Source organism: Pseudomonas sp. 14P_8.1_Bac3 (assembly GCF_025466085.1).
In the GTDB taxonomy this organism is placed as follows: Bacteria; Pseudomonadota; Gammaproteobacteria; order Pseudomonadales; family Pseudomonadaceae; genus Aquipseudomonas.
The window spans coordinates 17,298-36,447 of the sequence record NZ_JANLOD010000076.1 but is presented as its reverse complement, the minus strand read 5'-3'; the positions used below and the strand labels follow the sequence as shown (position 1 = coordinate 36,447).

At 60.1% G+C, this 19,150-nt stretch carries 17 protein-coding genes; all 17 read right to left on the bottom strand.

The genetic code is table 11. The features are described 5' to 3' along the window. Positions 1-14 precede the first annotated feature (14 nt). Positions 15-959, bottom strand: a complete 945-nt coding sequence (locus NTD84_RS28360) for a class I SAM-dependent methyltransferase (RefSeq protein WP_262172368.1) — start codon at positions 957-959, stop codon at positions 15-17. Continuing rightward, the gene (locus tag NTD84_RS28355; protein WP_262172367.1) at positions 956-2,191 is read right to left on the bottom strand and encodes a YcaO-like family protein; all 1,236 of its coding nucleotides are present in this window, start codon (positions 2,189-2,191) and stop codon (positions 956-958) included. The genes NTD84_RS28360 and NTD84_RS28355 overlap by 4 nt, the downstream gene beginning before the upstream one ends. Positions 2,192-2,821: 630 nt before the next feature. Beyond that, entirely contained in the window at positions 2,822-3,199 is a 378-nt protein-coding gene (locus tag NTD84_RS28350) for a type II toxin-antitoxin system VapC family toxin (RefSeq protein WP_262172366.1), read from the bottom strand. Continuing rightward, positions 3,196-3,627, bottom strand: a complete 432-nt coding sequence (locus NTD84_RS28345) for a type II toxin-antitoxin system Phd/YefM family antitoxin (protein ID WP_262172365.1) — start codon at positions 3,625-3,627, stop codon at positions 3,196-3,198. Before NTD84_RS28345 ends, NTD84_RS28350 begins: the two co-directional genes overlap by 4 nt. A 206-nt stretch (positions 3,628-3,833) precedes the next feature. Beyond that, positions 3,834-5,297 (bottom strand): NADH-quinone oxidoreductase subunit NuoN, encoded by a 1,464-nt coding sequence (gene nuoN / locus NTD84_RS28340; RefSeq protein ID WP_262172364.1) that lies wholly within the window; start codon positions 5,295-5,297, stop codon positions 3,834-3,836. Between the two features lie 7 nt (positions 5,298-5,304). Continuing rightward, complete coding sequence (gene nuoM / locus NTD84_RS28335; RefSeq protein ID WP_262172363.1) at positions 5,305-6,837, bottom strand: NADH-quinone oxidoreductase subunit M; 1,533 nt, start codon at positions 6,835-6,837, stop codon at positions 5,305-5,307. Positions 6,838-6,877: 40 nt separating this feature from the next. Further along, positions 6,878-8,731 carry an NADH-quinone oxidoreductase subunit L gene (nuoL, locus tag NTD84_RS28330; protein WP_262172362.1) on the bottom strand — a complete coding sequence of 618 codons (1,854 nt, stop codon included), beginning with the start codon at positions 8,729-8,731 and terminating at the stop codon, positions 6,878-6,880. After that, entirely contained in the window at positions 8,728-9,036 is a 309-nt protein-coding gene (nuoK, locus tag NTD84_RS28325) for an NADH-quinone oxidoreductase subunit NuoK (protein ID WP_262172361.1), read from the bottom strand. The genes nuoL and nuoK overlap by 4 nt, the downstream gene beginning before the upstream one ends. Before the next feature lie 2 nt (positions 9,037-9,038). Further along, on the bottom strand, positions 9,039-9,542 hold the full coding sequence (gene nuoJ, locus NTD84_RS28320; RefSeq protein WP_262172360.1) for an NADH-quinone oxidoreductase subunit J: 504 nt from the start codon (positions 9,540-9,542) through the stop codon (positions 9,039-9,041). Between the two features lie 9 nt (positions 9,543-9,551). Next, on the bottom strand, positions 9,552-10,100 hold the full coding sequence (gene nuoI, locus NTD84_RS28315) for an NADH-quinone oxidoreductase subunit NuoI (protein ID WP_410017387.1): 549 nt from the start codon (positions 10,098-10,100) through the stop codon (positions 9,552-9,554). A 9-nt stretch (positions 10,101-10,109) separates the two neighbouring features. Then, complete coding sequence (gene nuoH / locus NTD84_RS28310) at positions 10,110-11,117, bottom strand: NADH-quinone oxidoreductase subunit NuoH (RefSeq protein ID WP_008032732.1); 1,008 nt, start codon at positions 11,115-11,117, stop codon at positions 10,110-10,112. Then, positions 11,114-13,828, bottom strand: a complete 2,715-nt coding sequence (nuoG, locus tag NTD84_RS28305) for an NADH-quinone oxidoreductase subunit NuoG (protein WP_262172358.1) — start codon at positions 13,826-13,828, stop codon at positions 11,114-11,116. Before nuoG ends, nuoH begins: the two co-directional genes overlap by 4 nt. Positions 13,829-13,965: 137 nt before the next feature. Next, positions 13,966-15,324: an NADH-quinone oxidoreductase subunit NuoF gene (nuoF, locus tag NTD84_RS28300; protein WP_262172357.1), complete on the bottom strand. Its 1,359-nt coding sequence runs from the start codon at positions 15,322-15,324 to the stop codon at positions 13,966-13,968. Then, on the bottom strand, positions 15,321-15,818 hold the full coding sequence (nuoE, locus tag NTD84_RS28295; RefSeq protein ID WP_007946422.1) for an NADH-quinone oxidoreductase subunit NuoE: 498 nt from the start codon (positions 15,816-15,818) through the stop codon (positions 15,321-15,323). The genes nuoF and nuoE overlap by 4 nt, the downstream gene beginning before the upstream one ends. Positions 15,819-15,820: 2 nt before the next feature. Then, positions 15,821-17,605 (bottom strand): NADH-quinone oxidoreductase subunit C/D, encoded by a 1,785-nt coding sequence (nuoC, locus tag NTD84_RS28290; RefSeq protein ID WP_262172356.1) that lies wholly within the window; start codon positions 17,603-17,605, stop codon positions 15,821-15,823. Positions 17,606-17,677: 72 nt separating this feature from the next. Further along, positions 17,678-18,352: a NuoB/complex I 20 kDa subunit family protein gene (locus tag NTD84_RS28285; RefSeq protein ID WP_008146035.1), complete on the bottom strand. Its 675-nt coding sequence runs from the start codon at positions 18,350-18,352 to the stop codon at positions 17,678-17,680. A gap of 10 nt (positions 18,353-18,362) precedes the next feature. Further along, positions 18,363-18,776, bottom strand: a complete 414-nt coding sequence (locus NTD84_RS28280) for an NADH-quinone oxidoreductase subunit A (RefSeq protein WP_077045930.1) — start codon at positions 18,774-18,776, stop codon at positions 18,363-18,365. Positions 18,777-19,150 lie beyond the last annotated feature (374 nt).

Sequence of the window (19,150 nt, the reverse complement as noted above, 5' to 3'; positions counted from 1 at the left end):
GCCGTTTTTCATCATCAGGCAGGCTTCCTCAGTCGGTAGAACTGAAACAGCTCCAAATGCCCTGGACGTGCTGCGACGCTGGAGATCAGTTCAAGCTTTTGCACCTGCGCCAGATAGGGCACGGCGACCAGCACCGGCGTATGCCCGAACAGCAGGATCGTGCCGCCGGGTTTAACGCACGGGACCATGTCGTGGAAGGTTTGCTGCGCGTCCTCGCGGGTCATCACTTCGGTATTGAGAAAACGCAGGATCAGCACGTCGCATTGCCTGCCGGTCGTGGCTATCTGGCGGGCGTCGGCCACGGAGAAGCGGGCAGGTGAAGAGCCATGACGTTTCAGGGCATGCTCGATCATCGAGGCTGAGCGGTCGGACCCGCGGCATTGGCGATCCGCGAGTTGGTAGGCCAGGTGCGCAATGAATTCGCCCGTAGAGCACGCCGGGTCGTGGATCAGCGCTCCCGGCTGCGTGAGGGTATTCAGCAGGGTTGCGCAATGCTCGCGGAAATGACCTTCGTCGACATTCAGTTGGGTCGCGAGCGACTCGGTGCACTGCCAGTAGTCGGGCGGGCATACACACTCCAGGCCATTGTGATCCAGGGCGGGGAAGGGGAAGCGCACGTCGCTGTCCGGTTGCGCCAATGCGCTGTGGAACGCGGTTTCCTTGTCCCGTGGAGACACCGCGCGAAAATAGATCACCGCACCTTGATCACCCCACTGCCATTCGGCCAGCGGCCCGAGCAACATCGAGGGTTTGAGCAGGCTGCTGACGTACCAGCCCTCGCTGTCACTGTGTTGCAGGACTTTGCGACCGATCCAGTCGTGGCCGCTCACGCGCAGGACGAACAGGTGTTGCAGGCCGGGTCCGAAGGGTTCGATGTAGCAATCGAGTTCGCCCGGCGCAGCCTTTTGAGGGGAGGGGGATTGAGCGAGGTGGTGTTCTCGACGAAGGGCCGGGGTCATGCGTTTGCCCCCTGATGCCGTTGCAGACTGCGACCGCGTGCCTGCGGGATCACCACATTGCCGCTGGAAACGACGAAAAACCGTTCCAGCCCGGGAATCACGACATTGACCAGGGTGGTCCCCAGTGGGGTTTGATGCAGCCGGGTGACTCCCAGCCTGCGGCCATGCCGGTGCAGGTCTTCGGCCAGCAGATGGATTTGCTCATCCACCGGGCACTCGATGACCGCGTCGGGTAATTCGACCGTGATCTGCTCGCACAAACTGAGCAGTGGATACAGATCGAACTGCAGACAGCGCTGCAGGCGAGGGAATGGGCTCAGGTGTCGTCGTGCGTTGTTCAAGTGGTGTTGCAGTTCCGGCCCTGCGGTCATGTGATGCATCTGGACGAGTTCGGTGAGTGCCCGCCAGGCGCCATGTCGAGCGCTGATCGAGCAGCCGCTGCCAAACACGTTGGGCTGGGCGCCGGGTGCAGATGAGAACGCCAGGAAGCTGTGTGGCAGGAACTCGGTGCTGATGTCGATCAGAATGATTTCCGCACCGACCTCCGCTTCGGCGTCCCGCCAGAGTCGACCCAGTTCATCGTGCTCCGCCACGCGAACAACCCGGCGCAGCGCCGGCCGGTTTTCGTAGTAGAAATGCTCCAGCAGAAACAGCGAGACCGCATCCCGCTCAATGCATTCATTGGCCGCGTGCAGGACTGCTTCGTTGTAACTGGCGCCGATGGCTGTTCCGCTGTTAGAGGCGTAGCGTCTTAGTACGCTGTAGTTTGTCGTGTCGTGTTTCAACGGGTGTTGTGCATAGTCGGGTGTGCATAACGCAACCGGGTAATAGAAGGAGCTTTGTTTGAGTGCGTCCGTATACGTTCTGCAGGCAGTCAATGCATGGGGTTGTTCAATCAGTGGCGCAAGAACAGTGTCGTCGATGAGTAGTTGCGAGTTGGCGAAGTAACTGGGTGCGATGCATTGAATATCTGCAGTGATGAGGTGATCACTTAAATAATGTTCCAGTGTTTCGTAAAGGGCACCGACCTGGGCATGCTGAAGGTAGCCTTTGCCCGCTCCCCTGGCGATGCTCTGCTGGTCGTCAGAACTGACCGTGACCTGAACAGCGACGATCTGTTGGCCCAGCACGCGAGATTCCGCGTGAAGTCTCAGATGCTCCAGGTCGGCCCGGATACGCTGTTCGGCCTGTGTGAGGGTGAGTTCTCGTTCCGCACTTGTGAAACTGTCCATTGTTCGCTCCTTGAAAAACGGGGGCCTTTAAAGCCCCCGATTTTTTAAACGACTTCCAGTTCGGCCTGCTCAGCCTCGGTCAGTTGCAGTTCTTCAAGTTGCTCCGGTGCCGGGGCTTCCTGTTGTTGGAGGTCGGTAAGTTTATTAGCGTTCATGGTTAAGTAACCCATAATCAGACTCTCTTTTATTGTTTGAGGGTGGATGTGCTGAATCAAGCACGGGGTCACTGTATGAGTTGAAAATTGAGCGGTCAAAAATGACCAAAAGTTTCAATGTCGTTATTCCCGGCATATGGAAATACGTACACATTAATCGGCAATTGACGATTGCGATTCGTAAATCCGGGGGAATGCCGAATAGATGCCACATTCGCTTAAGCGATGAAGTCGAACGAGGTGTAGGAAATCTCAGCTCGTTGGGTGGCCAAATCGCGATGACTGCTTGGTTCTGAAGGCTCCGGAACGTGTGCGCAGCGATTTTTCCTATGGAGTCTGGCGGGTCTTCAGGCAGATGGGCAGGCTCGCCTATCTCATTCAACCCAGGAAGTCTGTGGTGCCCGCACAAAAGCAAACGCCCCGAGGGCGTCGGGGCGTTTGCCGGAATAACAGTGACTTGTTTTTCCGCGTCGCCTTAAACCAGAACAGCTAAATCTGTGTACTTCGCAACCAATGGGTCAGCAGTCAGTAGCTTCATGGGCTCAGTCATGGCGGTGGCAATAATCAGACGGTCGAACGGGTCACGGTGGTGATGTTGGAGGTCTTTCACGGCAATCGCATGTTCCGACGTCACCGGCAGTTCGATAAACCCGCTTTCGACGCAGTAAAGGCGGATTTCCTCCAGATCTACCTGCAGCTTGCCCAGACCGACCTTGATTGCCATTTCCCAGAATGTCGCCGCACTGACGTAGATGTCGGTTGCGCCGTCGATAAGCTTTCTGGCATGACCAGACAGTCTGGAATCATCACTGAGTGTCCACAGGAGGATGTGCGTATCGAGCAGAAGCCTCATTCCCGATTACCCTCAAACGCATCAAGCATGTCATCCGGCAGTGGGGCATCGAAGTCTTCACGAAGCACCAGTTTACCTTTCATCAACCCGATTCGCTGACCACGGGGCTTTTTCACCGGAACCAGGCAAGCAAGGGCCCGACCATGTTTCGCGATGGTGATGACCTTTCCAGAGGCGGCGTCATCGACGAGTTTGGACAGGTTGTTTTTTGCTTCGGCTAGCGGAACGATGATCATCACTTCCTCCTCATATTCTGGACAAATATAGCCAAAATATTTTGGAGCTGCAAAGTTGCAAGCCACCTCTGTGCAGCGCAGTGGACTGGTGGCGAATTTCGTTCGATAGGGGAGTCGCATAATTGTACGTTGGCGGCCAATGTCCAAGGTTTCGAAGCCATCAACCCATTCAGAAAAGGTGTCATGTTTCATTTATTCGCTCTCGTTACGATTGCTCCAATCAGCATGCGTTCAAGATAGAGCCGATAGCCCCAATCCGGTTGTAGGACGAAACGGGTAATGCGGCGAGAGCTTTCGGGAACTGAGGAGAAAGGGGCAGCAGCAGTAACAAATCCTACAAACGCAAAAACGGCACCCGAAGGTGCCGTTTCCGTTTTCTACCGAGTCTTGCTAAGCGATCAACCCGCCAGGCCCGCCTGCTGAACCAGCGTCAGCAACGGTTGTGGATACAGCCCGAGGAAGAACGCCAGTACGGCGATGGCCAGCAGCATCACGCCACCTGCGCGTTGTTCCCAGTGCAGTTGGGCATCGTGGCGACGCAGGTTCGGTTCGATCAGGTACAGGGTGACCATGACGCGCAGGTAGTAGAAGACGCCGATGGCGCTGCCCAGTACCAGGGAACCGACCAGCCACCATTGGTGCGACTCGACACCGGTGGCGATGATGTAGAACTTGCCGATGAAGCCCGCGGTCAGCGGGATGCCGGCCAGGGACAGCATCATCACGGTGAGGACGGCGGTCAGGTACGGACGGCGCCAGAACAGGCCGCGGTATTCGTACAGGGCATCCGCGTCACGGCCGTTGTACGGCGAGGACATCAGGGTGATCACGCCGAAGGCGCCGAGGCTGGTGATCACGTAGGTGACCAGGTACACGCCGATAGCTTCCACGGCGAAACCCTTGCTCGCCACCAGGGCAATCAGCAGGTAGCCGAAGTGGGCGATGGACGAGTAACCCAGCAGACGCTTGAGGTTGCTCTGGGTCAGTGCCAGCAGGTTACCGAACAGGATCGAGGCGATGGCGATGATGGTCAGCACGTCGCTGAGTACACCGCTACTGGCTGCTGGCGAGATCTGGAACAGACGCACCATCACCGCGAACACTGCGACTTTCGAGGCGGTGGCCAGGAACGCTGCCACCGGCGCCGGAGCACCCTCGTAAACGTCCGGGGTCCAGAGGTGGAACGGCACCAGCGACAGCTTGAACGCCAGGCCGATCAGCATCATGCCCAGGCCGATTTGCGCCAGCGAGCTTGGCAGGCCGGTGGCCGCGAGGGCCTGGCCGATACCGACGAAGCTCAGGCTGCCGGAGTCGGCGTAGAGCAGGGCCATACCGAACAACAGGAATGCCGAACCGGCGGCCGACAGCACCATGTACTTGATACCGGCTTCCAGCGAACGCTTGTTGAAGAAGGCGTAAGCCACCAGACCGTAGACCGGCACCGACAGCAGCTCCAGACCGATGAACAACCCGGCCAGGTGCTGCGCGCTGACCAGAACCAGGCCACCGGCGGCGGCCATCAGGATCAGCAGGTACAGTTCTTCGCGGTTGCCCGGGTAACCCGAACCGCCATCGCCGAGGTAGGCGTGGGCGAGGGTCACACAGGCGAGGGTGGCGACCAGGATCAGTGCCATGTACAGGCAGGCGAAGCTATCGATCTGCAACAGTGGGGTCACGGCCAGCGGCGCGACTTTCAAGGCAGGCAGGATCGACAGCAGCGCCAGGTTCAGACCCGCCACGGAAATCAGGAAGGTCTGCGAGTGGTTGCGGCGCCAGGCAATCGCCAGCATCACCACGATGATCGTGGCGGTGGTGATCAACAGCGGCGCTAGCGCGATAAAGTGTTGAGTCGTGAATTCCATAGCGCTCTTACCGGGCCGAAGCGAGTTGAGTGAAGGCGGTGCCGAGCCATTGCTGCACGCCATGCATCGTCGCAGCAGAGGTATCGAGGAATGGCTGCGGGTACACGCCGATGTAAATCAGCAACACCGCCAGGCCGACCACCATGATCAGTTCACGACCGTCCATGCCATGCAGTACCGCGTCCGATTTGGCCGGACCGAAGTACGCACGGTGGATCATGATCAGCGAGTAGACCGAGCCGAACACCAGGCCGGTCGTGGCGATCGCCGTGATCCATGGCGCGCTGGCGAAGGTGCCGATCAGGATCAGGAACTCACCCACGAAGTTACCGGTGCCCGGCAAGCCCAGTGACGCGGCGGCGAAGAACAGGCTGATGGCCGGCAGGTAAGCGATCTTCGACCACAGGCCACCCATTTCACGCATGTCACGGGTGTGGGTGCGTTCGTACAGCTGACCACTCAGGATAAACAGTGCCGCGGCCGACACACCGTGCGCCAGCATCTGCATGACGGCGCCTTGCAGCGCCAGTTGGCTGCCGGAGTAGATGCCGATCAGGACGAAACCCATGTGGGAAACGGACGAGAAGGCGATCAGACGCTTGATGTCGGTTTGGGCGAAGGCCAGGAACGCGCCGTAGAAGATCCCGATCAGACCGAGGGTCATGGCAATCGGCGCAAACTCGGCCGACGCATTCGGGAACAGCGGCAGGGCGAAACGCAGCAGACCGTAGGCAGCAGTTTTCAGCAAGATACCCGCCAGGTCGACGGAGCCCGCGGTTGGCGCCTGGGCGTGAGCATCAGGCAGCCAGGAGTGAAACGGCACGACCGGCAGCTTCACCGCGAAGGCGATGAAGAAGCCGAGCATCAGGATGTACTCGGTCGTGAGCGACATCTTGGTTTTCAACAGGTCGGCGTAGTTGAAGGTAATCACGCCGGTGTTGTTGAAGTTGACCAGCACCAGACCGAGGATCGCCACCAGCATGATCAGGCCGGAGGCCTGAGTGAAGATGAAGAACTTGGTCGCCGCGTAGATCCGGGTTTTCTTGCCGTCCGAAGAACTGTGACCCCAGAGCGCGATGAGGAAGTACATCGGCACCAGCATCATTTCCCAGAAGAAGAAGAACATGAACAGGTCGAGGGCAAGGAACACGCCGACGACGCCGCCCAGGATCCACATCAGGTTCAGGTGGAAGAAGCCAACGTGACGTTGAATCTCTTTCCACGAGCAGAGCACCGAGAGGATACCCAGCAGACCGGTCAGCAGGATCATCAGCAGCGACAGGCCATCGAGGGCCAGGTGCACGCTGATGCCGAAGCGCTGGATCCAGAGGTGCTTGAACTCAAGCGCCCAGACCGGATCGGCGCCCGGCGCCGGTGCAAATGAATAGTTACCGTGGGCCCACAGCCAGAGGCCGAGCGCGAGTTCCAGGGTCATGGTCAACAGCGCAATCCAGCGGGGGAGGGTGGCGCCGAAGCGCTCACCCATCCAGCACAGCAGGCCGCCGATGAAGGGGATCAGGATTAGCCAAGGCAGAATCATGACGGGCTCAATTCCTTTCGCAAGTTCGCAAGGTTCATATTCAGACCGCTACCAGCACGATGGCGCCGATGACCAGCACGGAGCCGGCTGCCATCGAGGCTGCGTACCAACGCAGTTGACCGGTTTCGGTACGGCTCAGGGCGTTGTGACCGCCTTTGGCCATACGCGGGATCAGACCGATGGTCTGGTCGAGCGGGTCTTTGCGCAGTACGTGGCTGATCGCAAGGTATGGCTTGACGAACAGTTTGTCGTAGATCCAGTCGAAGCCCCAGGCAGCGAACCACCAGGCCGAAAGGAAGCGGCCGATGCCGCTGTTGGCGATTGCAGTGACGAAACGACGCTTGCCGAGGAACAGCAGCGCGGCCAGCAGGATACCGGCCAGGGCGATGGCGCCCGAGGCGATTTCCAGGCTGTGCTTGGCTTCGCCGCCGGCATGGCCGACGCTTTGCGGCAGCACGCCGTGCAGCGGCGGAACGATCATCGCGCCGACGAAGGTCGACAGCACGATCAGCACCGACAGTGGCAGCCAGTGAGCGATGCCATGACCGGCGTGGGCTTCGGTCTTCGCTTCACCGTGGAACGCGATGAAGATCAGGCGGAAGGTGTACAGCGAGGTCATGAAGGCGCCGACCAGACCTGCGTAGAGCAGACCGTGGTTGCCGCTGGCGAGCGCTTCCCAGAGGATTTCGTCCTTGGAATAGAAGCCTGCGGTCACCAGTGGCAGGGCAGACAGTGCCGCGCCGCCGACGATGAAGCTGGCGTAGGCCAGCGGCAGTTTCTTCCACAGGCCGCCCATCTTGAAGATGTTCTGCTCGTGGTGGCAGGCAACGATCACCGCACCGGAAGCAAGGAACAGCAGCGCCTTGAAGAACGCGTGGGTCATCAGATGGAAGATCGCGCCGTCCCAGGCACCCACGCCCAGCGCCAGGAACATGTAGCCGATCTGGCTCATGGTCGAATAGGCGAGGATACGTTTGATGTCCGTCTGTACCAGTGCAGCAAAACCGGCGAGGACCAGGGTCACGCCGCCGACCAGGCCGACGAGGTGCAGGATCTCCGGCGCCAACGTGAACAGGCCATGGGTACGGGCGATCAGGTAAACGCCCGCGGTCACCATGGTTGCCGCGTGGATCAGTGCCGACACCGGGGTAGGACCGGCCATCGCATCCGCCAGCCAGGTTTGCAGCGGCAGTTGCGCCGATTTACCGACCGCGCCGCCCAGCAGCATCAGGGTGGCCAGAACCATCCAGAAGTCGCCGGCCTGGAATTTCTGCGGTGCCAGCACCAGCAGTTCCTGGACGTTCAGCGTACCCAGCTGGGCGAACAGGATGAACAGGCCGATGGCCATGAACACGTCGCCGATGCGGGTGACGATAAACGCCTTGAGTGCCGCGTTGCCGTTGTTGCGGTTGCTGTAGTAGAAACCGATCAACAGGTACGAGCACAGGCCCACGCCTTCCCAGCCGAAGTACAGGAACAACAGGTTATCGCCGAGAATCAGGAACAGCATGCTGGCGATGAACAGGTTGGTGTAGGCGAAGAAGCGCGAGTAACCGTCTTCACCGCGCATGTACCAGGACGCGAACAGGTGGATCAGGAAGCCGACGCCGACGACCACGCCGAGCATGGTCACGGACAGGCCGTCCAGGTACAGCGCGAAGTTCGGCGTGAAGCCTTCGACCGCCATCCACTGCCACAGCACCTGGGTGAAGTGGCCGCCTTCCGGCGGGGCGACGTTGAATTGCCAGGTCACGTAAGCCGTGACGATGGCAGACAGGCCAATGGAACCGACGCCAATCAGCGCCGACAGGTTTTCCGAAAAGCGGCCGCGTGAGAACGACAGCAGCAGGAAACCTATGAGAGGGAATACGAAAGTCAGATAGAGAAGATTCATCCGCGCATCTCGCTGGCAGCGTCGATATCGAGAGTGTGGAAGCGGCGGTACAGCTGCAACAGAATCGCCAGGCCAATACTGGCCTCGGCGGCTGCGAGGCTGATCACCAGGATGAACATGATCTGTCCATCCGGCTGCGCCCAGCGGCTACCGGCAATGATGAACGCCAGGGCGGAGGCATTCATCATCACCTCCAGGCTCATCAGCACGAAAAGAATGTTGCGGCGGACCATCAGGCCGACCAGACCGAGGCAGAACAGGATGCCGGCGACCGCCAGACCATGCTCCAGAGGGATAGCAGGCATCGTCATTGCTCCTTGGCTTCGTTGCGGCCCAGGTGGAACGCCGTGACGGCTGCCGCAAGCAGCAACATCGAGGCGAGTTCGACCACCAGCAGGTACGGACCGAACAGGCTGATGCCCACGGCCTTGGCGTCTACGGTGGTGTGGCCGATGGCCTGGCCGCTCTGGTGGCTGAACAGCACGTACAGCAATTCAGCCAGCAGCAGCGCGCCGAGAATCACCGGGCCGAGCCAGATGCCCGGCTTGAGCCAGACGCGCTCTTGCTGAACCGAGGCCGGGCCGAGGTTCAGCATCATCACCACGAACACGAACAGCACCATGATGGCGCCAGCGTAGGCGATCACTTCCAGGACACCGGCAAACGGTGCGCCGAGGGCGAAGAACGTCATGGCCACGGCGATCAGCGAAATGATCAGGTAGAGCAGGGCGTGCACGGGGTTGGTGTGGGTGATCACGCGAAGCGTGGACACCACAGCGATACCCGATGCGAAATAGAAAGCGAATTCCATCTTTCTTCCTTAAGGCAGCAAGCTCTTCACGTTGATCGGTTCGGCTTCGTTCTGCGCGGCGCCTTTCGGCTTACCGGCAATCGCCATACCTGCAACACGATAGAAGTTGTAATCAGGGTTTTTGCCGGGGCCGGAGATCAGCAGATCTTCTTTCTCGTAAACCAGGTCCTGACGTTTGAACTCGGCCATCTCGAAATCCGGTGTCAGCTGGATCGCGGTGGTCGGGCAGGCTTCCTCGCAGAGGCCGCAGAAAATGCAGCGCGAGAAGTTGATGCGGAAGAAGTCCGGGTACCAGCGACCGTCTTCGGTTTCAGCTTTCTGCAGCGAGATGCAGCCGACCGGGCACGCCACGGCGCACAGGTTGCAGGCTACGCAACGCTCTTCGCCATCGGGGTCACGGGTCAGCACGATGCGGCCACGGTAGCGCGGCGGCAGGTAGACCGGTTCTTCCGGGTACTGCAGCGTGTCGCGCTTGCGGAAGGCATGGCCGAAGATCATCACCAGGCTGCGAAGCTGGGTGAAGAAGCCATGCACGATGTCGATTATGTACTTCATGATTCTCTATCCTCACTGAGCCGCGACGGCGGGCGTGTTGAGCAACACGATCGCAGCGGTCACCAGCATGTTGACGAGGGTCAGCGGCAGGCAGAACTTCCAGCTGAAATCCATCACTTGGTCATACCGTGGGCGCGGAATCGAGGCGCGCAGCAGGATGAAGATCATGATGAAGAACGCGGTTTTCAGCGCGAACCAGATGAACGGGATCTGCGGCAGGATGTTGAACGGGCCGTGCCAGCCACCGAAGAACAAGGTCACCAGCAGCGCCGAAATCAGCACGATGCCGATGTACTCGCCGACGAAGAACATGCCCCATTTCATGCCGGCGTATTCAATGTGGTAACCGTCGGCCAGTTCCTGCTCCGCTTCCGGCTGGTCGAACGGGTGACGGTGAGTCACGGCGACGCCGGCGATGAAGAAGGTCAGGAAACCGAAGATCTGCGGAATGATGAACCACAGGTTCTGTGCTTGATATTCAACGATGTCGCGCATGTTGAACGAGCCGACCTGGATCACGATGCCCATCAGCGACAGACCCATGAACACTTCGTACGACACGGTCTGCGCCGAGGCCCGCAAGCTGCCCAGCAGGGCGAACTTGTTGTTGCTCGACCAGCCGGCGAACAACACCGCGTAGACCGACAGGCCCGCCATGGCGAAGAAGAACAGGATGCCGATGTTGATGTCCGCCACGCCCCAGGTCGGGGTGATCGGGATGATCGCGAAAGCAATCAGCAGGGCGCTCATGGCCACGACCGGTGCCAGGGTGAAGATCATCTTGTCGGCGAACGGTGGGGTCCAGTCTTCCTTGAAGAACATCTTGATCATGTCGGCCGCGATCTGGAACGCGCCGAACGGGCCGACGCGGTTCGGACCGTAACGGTCCTGCCAGAGGGCGAGCAGACGCCGCTCGACCCAGCTCAGCAGCGCGCCGCAGACCACCACGGCGAGCAGAATCACGATGGCCTTGAGGACCGCGATGATCACGTCAATCACTTCAGGCGTGAACCAGGTCATTGAGCTGCCTCCTGCAGACCGTCAACGGATTTGCCGAAGATCGCCGGCGGAATGCCTGCGATACCGGCCGGCAATGCGACCAGGCCGGCACCCAGCTCTTCGTTGATGCGCAGCGGCAGACGCAAGGTCTGGCCCGCGACGTTCAAGCTCAGCAGGGCACCGTCATTGACGCCCAGGCGGTCGGCTTCGGACTTGGCCAGCGACACGTAGGCGGCCGGAATGCGTTCCTGGACCGGCGCGGCTTTCGAAGAGTTCTCTTCGCTGCCGAACAGGTGGAAGAACGGCACAACCTGCCAGGTGCCCGGCGCCGGGTTGAATGCACGCGGCACGGTGGCGAACCAGTTCAGCGAATCACCGGTGCTTTCGATCAGGCGGGTGCCCGGGTCGCCAGCGCGGAGGTGACCACCGACTTCGTCCTGGAACTTGTTCCAGGCTTGCGGCGAGTTCCAGCCCGGAGACCAGGCGAACGGCACTTGCTGACGCGGTTCGGTGGAGCCCGAGTAACCTTCCATCGAGAAGGCAAACGCGGTGTCCTTATCCTGCGGAGTACGCGGTTCATGCACGCTGATGTCGGCGCGCATGGCGGTACGACCGGAGTAACGCAGCGGTTCGCGGGCCAGTTTCAGGCCTTTGATACGGAACGCGGCGGACGGTGCGGCATCGACGATTCGCGCCAGTTGCGGTGTGCTCGAGGCAACGGCAGCGGTGACGTGGTCCAGTTGGGTCCAGTCGATCGGCTGGTTCAGCAGGGTCGCGCGCAGGGCATGCAGCCAGCGCCAGCCTTCGTGAACCAGGATGCTAGCGTCCAGGTATTGCGGGTCGAATACCTGGAAGAAGCGCTGGGCGCGACCTTCCTGGCTGACCAGCGTACCGTCGCCTTCAGCGAAGCTGGCGGCTGGCAGGACCAGGTGCGCGCGTTCGCTGGTGGCGGTTTTCTGATGGTCGGCAACGATCACCACTTTTGCAGCGGTCAGCGCGGCATCGACCTTGGCCTTGTCGGTACGGGTGTACAGATCGTTTTCCAGCACGACGATGGCGTCGGCCTTGCCGTCGATCACCGCTTGCAGCGCGTCGTCGACCGAGTCACCACCGAGCATGGCCAGACCGAGGCTGTTGGCTTCCGGCACGATCAGGCTGATGGAACCGTTCTTCTCGCGCAGCTTCAGGGCTTTGGCGATGTTCGCTGCCGCTTCGATCAGCGCCTTGGAACCCAACGAGGTGCCGGCGATGATGAGTGGGCGCTTGGCCGCGAGCAGGGCGTCGGCGATGCGCTGGGCCAGTTCGAGGGCTTCAGTGTCCAGGCCTTCGACCGCTGGAGCGCTGGCGTCGAGGGCGTGAGCCACGGCAAAACCGATGCGGGCCAGGTCGTCTGGAGCAGCGTGAACGCATTCTTCAGCGATGTCGTCGAGCTTGGTCTCAGCCAGGCTGGCGATGAACAGCGGGTTCAGCGCGTGCTGACCGATGTTCTTCACCGCAGCGTCGAGCCAGGGCTGAACGCGCATGGCGTCGGCCATGTCTTCAGCCTTGCCCTTGACCGATTGGCGCAGGGACAGGGCCATGCGCGCAGCGGTCTGGGTCAGGTCTTCACCGAGGATGAACACGGCGTCGTGGTCCTCGATGTCGCGCATGTTCGGGATCGGCAGCGGGCTGTCTTTCAACACCTGCATGACCAGACGAATGCGTTCCAGCTCGGCGGCTTCGATGCCGGAGTAGAAGTGTTCGGCACCGACCAGTTCGCGCAACGCATAGTTGCTTTCGAGGCTGGCACGGGGCGAACCGATACCGACGATGTTGCGACCGCGCAGCAGGTCAGCGGCTTTGTCCAGTGCTTCGTCGAGGCCCAGCTTGGCGCCGTTGGCCAGCAGTGGCTGGCGTGGGCGGTCGGTGCGGTTGACGTAGCCATAGCCGAAGCGGCCACGGTCGCACAGGAAGTACTGGTTCACCGAGCCGTTGAAACGGTTTTCGATACGACGCAGTTCACCGTAACGCTCGCCCGGGGAGATGTTGCAACCGCTGGAGCAGCCATGGCAGATGCTCGGCGAGAACTGCATGTCCCACTTGCGGTTGTAGCGCTCGGAGTGCGTCTTGTCGGTGAACACACCGGTCGGGCAGACCTCGGTGAGGTTGCCGGAGAACTCGCTTTCCAGGGTGCCGTCTTCAACGCGACCGAAGTACACGTTGTCGTGGGCGCCGAACACACCAAGGTCGGTGCCGCCGGCGTAGTCCTTATAGAAGCGCACGCAGCGGTAGCAAGCGATGCAGCGGTTCATCTCGTGGGAAATGAACGGGCCCAGTTGCTGGTTCTGGTGAGTACGCTTGGTGAAGCGATAACGGCGCTCGTTGTGGCCGGTCATCACGGTCATGTCTTGCAGGTGGCAGTGACCGCCTTCCTCACAGACCGGGCAGTCGTGAGGGTGGTTGGTCATCAGCCATTCAACGACGCTGGCGCGAAACACTTTCGCTTCTTCGTCGTCGATGGAGATCCAGCTGCCGTCGGTGGCGGGGGTCATGCAGGACATGACGATCCGACCACGCTTGTCGTTTTCGTCGGTGTACTGCTTGACCGCGCACTGGCGGCAAGCGCCAACGCTGCCAAGGGCGGGGTGCCAGCAGAAATAAGGGATATCGAGGCCTAGCGACAGACATGCCTGTAACAGGTTGTCTGCCCCATCGACTTCGAGCTCTTTGCCGTCTACGTGGATAGTGGCCATGGTTCAAAGTTCTTCGTTGGCCCGGTGTCAGCGGGCGTGGCTAATGGAATCTTGTGATCCGCGCGAATCAACACAGCCGATGAAGGCGTCATCGCGCGAAAAGCAAAGGGCACGGACCCTTCGCTTTTGCTAAGTGTTTACGCGCCGACCATGGTCGGCGTTACCACCTGGTTCAGATCGCCTGCGCGCGTGGGCGCGATACCGGCTTCGAACTCATGGCGGAAGTATTTGATGGCACTGCCCAACGGCTCCACGGCGCCCGGTGCGTGAGCACAGAAGGTCTTGCCAGGGCCGAGGAAACCGACCAGACCCAGCAGGGTCTCGATATCGCCGGCTTGCCCTTCACCGTTTTCGATTGCACGAAGCAGCTTGACGCTCCACGGCAAACCGTCACGGCACGGGGTGCAGAAACCGCACGACTCGCGGGAGAAGAACTCTTCCATGTTGCGCAGCAGGGACACCATATTGACGCTGTCGTCCACCGCCATGGCCAGGCCGGTGCCCATCCGGGTGCCCACCTTGGCGATGCCACCGGCGTACATTTGCGCGTCGAGGTGTTCCGGCAACAGGAAACCGGTGCCGGCACCGCCTGGCTGCCAGGCCTTGAGCTTGAAGCCGTCGCGCATGCCGCCCGCGTAGTCTTCGAACAGCTCGCGACCGGTAATGCCGAATGGCAGTTCCCACAGGCCCGGGTTCTTGACCTTGCCGGAGAAGCCCATGAGCTTGGTGCCCATGTCTTCGCTGCCTTCGCGCGCCAACGATTTGTACCAGTCCACGCCGTCGGCAATGATCGCCGGGACGTTGCACAGGGTTTCAACGTTGTTCACGCAAGTCGGCTTGCCCCATACGCCAACGGCGGCAGGGAAGGGCGGCTTGGAGCGCGGGTTGGCGCGGCGGCCTTCGAGGGAGTTGATCAACGCGGTTTCTTCACCGCAGATGTAACGCCCGGCGCCGGTGTGGACAAACAGCTCGAAATCGAAGCCGCTGCCCAGGATGTTCTTGCCCAGCAGGCCCGCTGCCTTGGCTTCTTCCACGGCACGGTTCAGGTGCTTGGCGGCGGTGGTGTATTCGCCACGCAGGAAGATGTAGCCACGGTAGGTTTTCAGCGCGCGAGCACTGATCAGCATGCCTTCGATGAGCAGATGGGGCAGTTGCTCCATCAGCATGCGGTCTTTCCAGGTGTTCGGTTCCATTTCATCCGCGTTGCACAGCAGGTAGCGGATGTTGATGGATTCGTCCTTGGGCATCAGGCCCCACTTCACGCCCGTGGGGAAGCCTGCACCGCCGCGACCCTTGAGGCCGGCGTCTTTCACGGTCTGGACGATGTCGTCCTGGGCCATGTCGGCGAAAGCCTTGCGCGCAGCGGCGTAACCGTTCTTGGCCTGGTACTCGTCGAGCCAGACAGCTTCGCCGTCGTCACGCAGACGCCAGGTGAGCGGGTGAGTCTCGGCCGAACGCTTGATGCGGTTGGCAGGACCGAAGGAAGTCAGGGTCATACGTAGCCCTCGAGCAATTTGGCAACGCCAGCAGGCTGCACATCACCGAAAGTGTCGTCGTCGATCATCAACGCCGGCGCCTTGTCGCAGTTGCCGAGGCAGCAGACCGGCAGCAGGGTGAAACGACCGTCGGCGGTGGTCTGACCCAGGCCGATGCCCAGATTGCTCTGGATTTCGCTGACCACGGATTCATGGCCACCGATGTAGCAGACCATGCTGTCGCAGACGCGAATGATGTGACGGCCCACTGGCTGACGGAAGATCTGGCTATAGAAAGTCGCCACGCCTTCAACGTCGCTCGCCGGGATGCCGAGGATTTCGCCGATGGCGTACAGAGCGCCGTCCGGCACCCAGCCACGTTCCTTCTGGACGATCTTCAGGGCTTCGATCGACGCCGCGCGCGGGTCTTCGTAGTGATGCAGCTCGTGCTCGATGGCCGAGCGCTCGGTTTCACTCAAGGTGAAACGGTCTGTCTGGATAAGCGTGCTGTTCATGCTTAGCGGTCCACGTCGGCCATAACGAAATCGATACTACCCAGGTACGCGATCAAGTCCGCGACCATGCTGCCTTTGATCACCGAAGGGATCTGCTGCAGGTGCGGGAAGCTTGGGGTGCGAATCCGGGTGCGGTAGCTCATGGTGCCGCCATCGCTCGTCAGGTAATAACTGTTGATGCCCTTGGTCGCTTCGATCATCTGGAAGGATTCGTTGGCCGGCATGACCGGGCCCCACGAAACTTGCAGGAAGTGCGTGATCAGGGTCTCGATGTGCTGCAGCGTGCGCTCTTTCGGCGGCGGCGTGGTCAGCGGGTGATCCGCTTTATATGGGCCTTCCGGCATGTTGCGCATGCACTGCTCGATGATCTTGATGCTCTGGCGCATTTCTTCAACGCGAACGATACAACGGTCGTAGGCATCGCCATTGGCCGCCAGCGGCACTTCGAATTCGAAGTTCTCGTAGCCGGAGTATGGACGCGCTTTACGCAGGTCGAAGTCGCAACCGGTCGAACGCAGCCCGGCACCGGTGACACCCCATTCCAGGGCTTCTTTGGTGTTGTAGGCGGCGACACCGATGGTCCGGCCACGCAGGATGCTGTTGTCCAGTGCAGCTTTCTGGTATTCGTCCAGACGCTTGGGCATCCACTCGACGAAGTCTTTCACCAGTTTTTCCCAGCCGCGCGGCAGGTCGTGGGCGACACCGCCGATGCGGTACCAGGCCGGGTGCAGACGGAAACCGGTAATGGCTTCGATCACCGTGTACGCTTTCTGACGGTCGGTGAACGTGAAGAACACCGGGGTCATGGCGCCGACGTCCTGGATGTAGGTCCCCAGGAACAGCAGGTGGCTGGTGATCCGGAAGAGCTCGGCCATCATGATGCGGATGACGTCGACCTTCTCGGGCACCTTGATACCGGCGAGCTTCTCGACCGAGAGCACGTACGGCAGGTTGTTCATCACGCCGCCGAGGTAGTCGATACGGTCGGTGTACGGAATGAAGCTGTGCCAGGACTGACGCTCGGCCATCTTCTCGGCACCACGGTGGTGGTAGCCGACGTCCGGTACGCAGTCGACGATCTCTTCACCGTCCAGCTGCAGGATGATGCGGAACGCACCGTGCGCGGAAGGGTGGTTGGGACCGAGGTTGAGGAACATATAGTCCTCGTTCGCCCCGGAGCGCTTCATGCCCCAGTCTTCAGGCTTGAAGCGCGCGGCTTCTTCCTCAAGCTGTTGCTTGGCCAGGTTCAGGGTGAACGGATCGAATTCGGTGGCACGGGCCGGGAAGTCCTTGCGCAGCGGGTGCCCTTCCCAGGTCGGCGGCATCATGATGCGGGTCAGGTGCGGGTGACCGGCAAAGTTGATGCCGTACATGTCCCACACTTCACGCTCGTACCAGTTGGCGTTCGGCCAGAGGCCGGTCACGGTCGGCACGCTGAGGTCGCCCTCGGACAACGCCACCTTGATCATCACGTCACTGTTACGTTCGATCGACATCAGGTGATAGAACACGGTGAAGTCGGCGCCGTTCGGCAGCCCTTGACGCTTGGTGCGCAGACGCTCGTCCACGCCGTGCAGGTCATAGAGCATGACGTACGGCTTGGGCAGGTTGCGCAGGAAGGTCAGCACTTCGACGAGTTTGGCGCGGGCAACCCAAAGCACCGGCATGCCGGTGCGGGTAGGCTGGGCGGTGAACGCCTCGGGGCCAAAACGGTTGTTCAGTTCGACGACCACATCCTGGTCGTCTGCCTTATAAGGCGGGATGTACAGAGCACTGCCTGTAGTCATGGTTATTTATCGCTTTCGGTCAACGTAAAGAATGAAGCCAGTGTCTCGTTCTATAAAAGAAGCAGATCTGGATCAGACTTCGTCGGGGCTGCGCAGGTTGGTGACTGCGATTCGCTGTTCGCGGCGCTGTTCCTTTTGCGAAGGCATCTCGGCGCGGTACACGCCTTGATCGCCAACGACCCAGGAAAGCGGACGACGCTCCTGTCCAATCGACTCCTGCAAGAGCATCAAGCCTTGCAGAAAAGCTTCAGGACGGGGCGGGCAGCCAGGCACGTAGACGTCCACGGGCAGGAACTTGTCCACCCCTTGAACGACTGAATAGATGTCGTACATGCCACCGGAGTTGGCGCACGAACCCATGGAGATGACCCATTTAGGCTCGAGCATTTGCTCGTAGAGACGCTGAATGATCGGCGCCATCTTGATGAAGCAGGTACCGGCGATAACCATGAAATCCGCCTGGCGCGGCGATGCCCGGATCACTTCGGCGCCAAAGCGCGCGATGTCGTGGGGCGCCGTGAAGGCGGTGGTCATTTCCACGTAGCAGCACGAAAGACCGAAGTTATACGGCCACAGGGAGTTCTTGCGCCCCCAGTTGATCGTGCCGTTAAGCACGTCTTCGAGCTTGCCCATGAAAATGTTTTTGTGAACTTGATCTTCTAACGGATCGGAAACGGTTTCCCGCTCGCCAATCGGATACTGCTCGTTAGGAGCATCGGGGTCGATCCTGGTGAGATTGTATTGCATTGCCAAAGCCTCATTGTTTCAGCTTCGCCTGCCGCTTGCGCCGCGCTTCCGGAGCCCAGTCAAGGGCGCCCACTCGGAACAGGTAGACAAGACCTGCCAACAGAATTGCTATGAAAACGAGAGCTTCGACGAATCCGGTCCAGCCGCTTTCGCGGACGGACACAGACCAGGCAAAGAGAAAGAGGGCTTCGATATCGAAGATCACGAAGAGCATCGCGACCAGATAGAATTTGGCTGAGAGCCGCAAGCGGGCGCCACCTGTGGGTAGCATGCCGGACTCGAACGGTTCGTTTTTGCTGCGGCCCCAGGCTTTTGACCCGAGGAGGCTGGAGACACCGAGCATGAAGGCACACAGGCCGATGACGCCCAGAAGGAAAATGGCAAAGCCCCAGTTGTGGGCCATGAGTCCTGTCGCTTCGGGCATGCTGGTAATCCTTAACAGAGAGCAAAGGTCTCTGAGCTTGAAAAAGTAACAAAGCAGTGACGATATGTCGCAGCAATCTATCCCGCTGATTTTATGGCACAACACCCAGCAAGTAAAATTCCTATGGCGAAATTATTTATAGGAATAAGGACATTACCTACCTCCAAAACCCCGCAGCCCATGCGTTGCGGGCATTAGCTGGCTTTTCATCAATTATGTTTTGTGGGGAATGTAACGAACATACTTGTCCATAAATGATAATTAATATCGTTTAGGTGGATTTTGTAACTGTTTACCGGGTGAACAGTTGGGAAGTTGACTTACTTGCGCGTTACTGCAAGTAGCGACGGCGCCCGTTTTAGCGGATTTTTCTA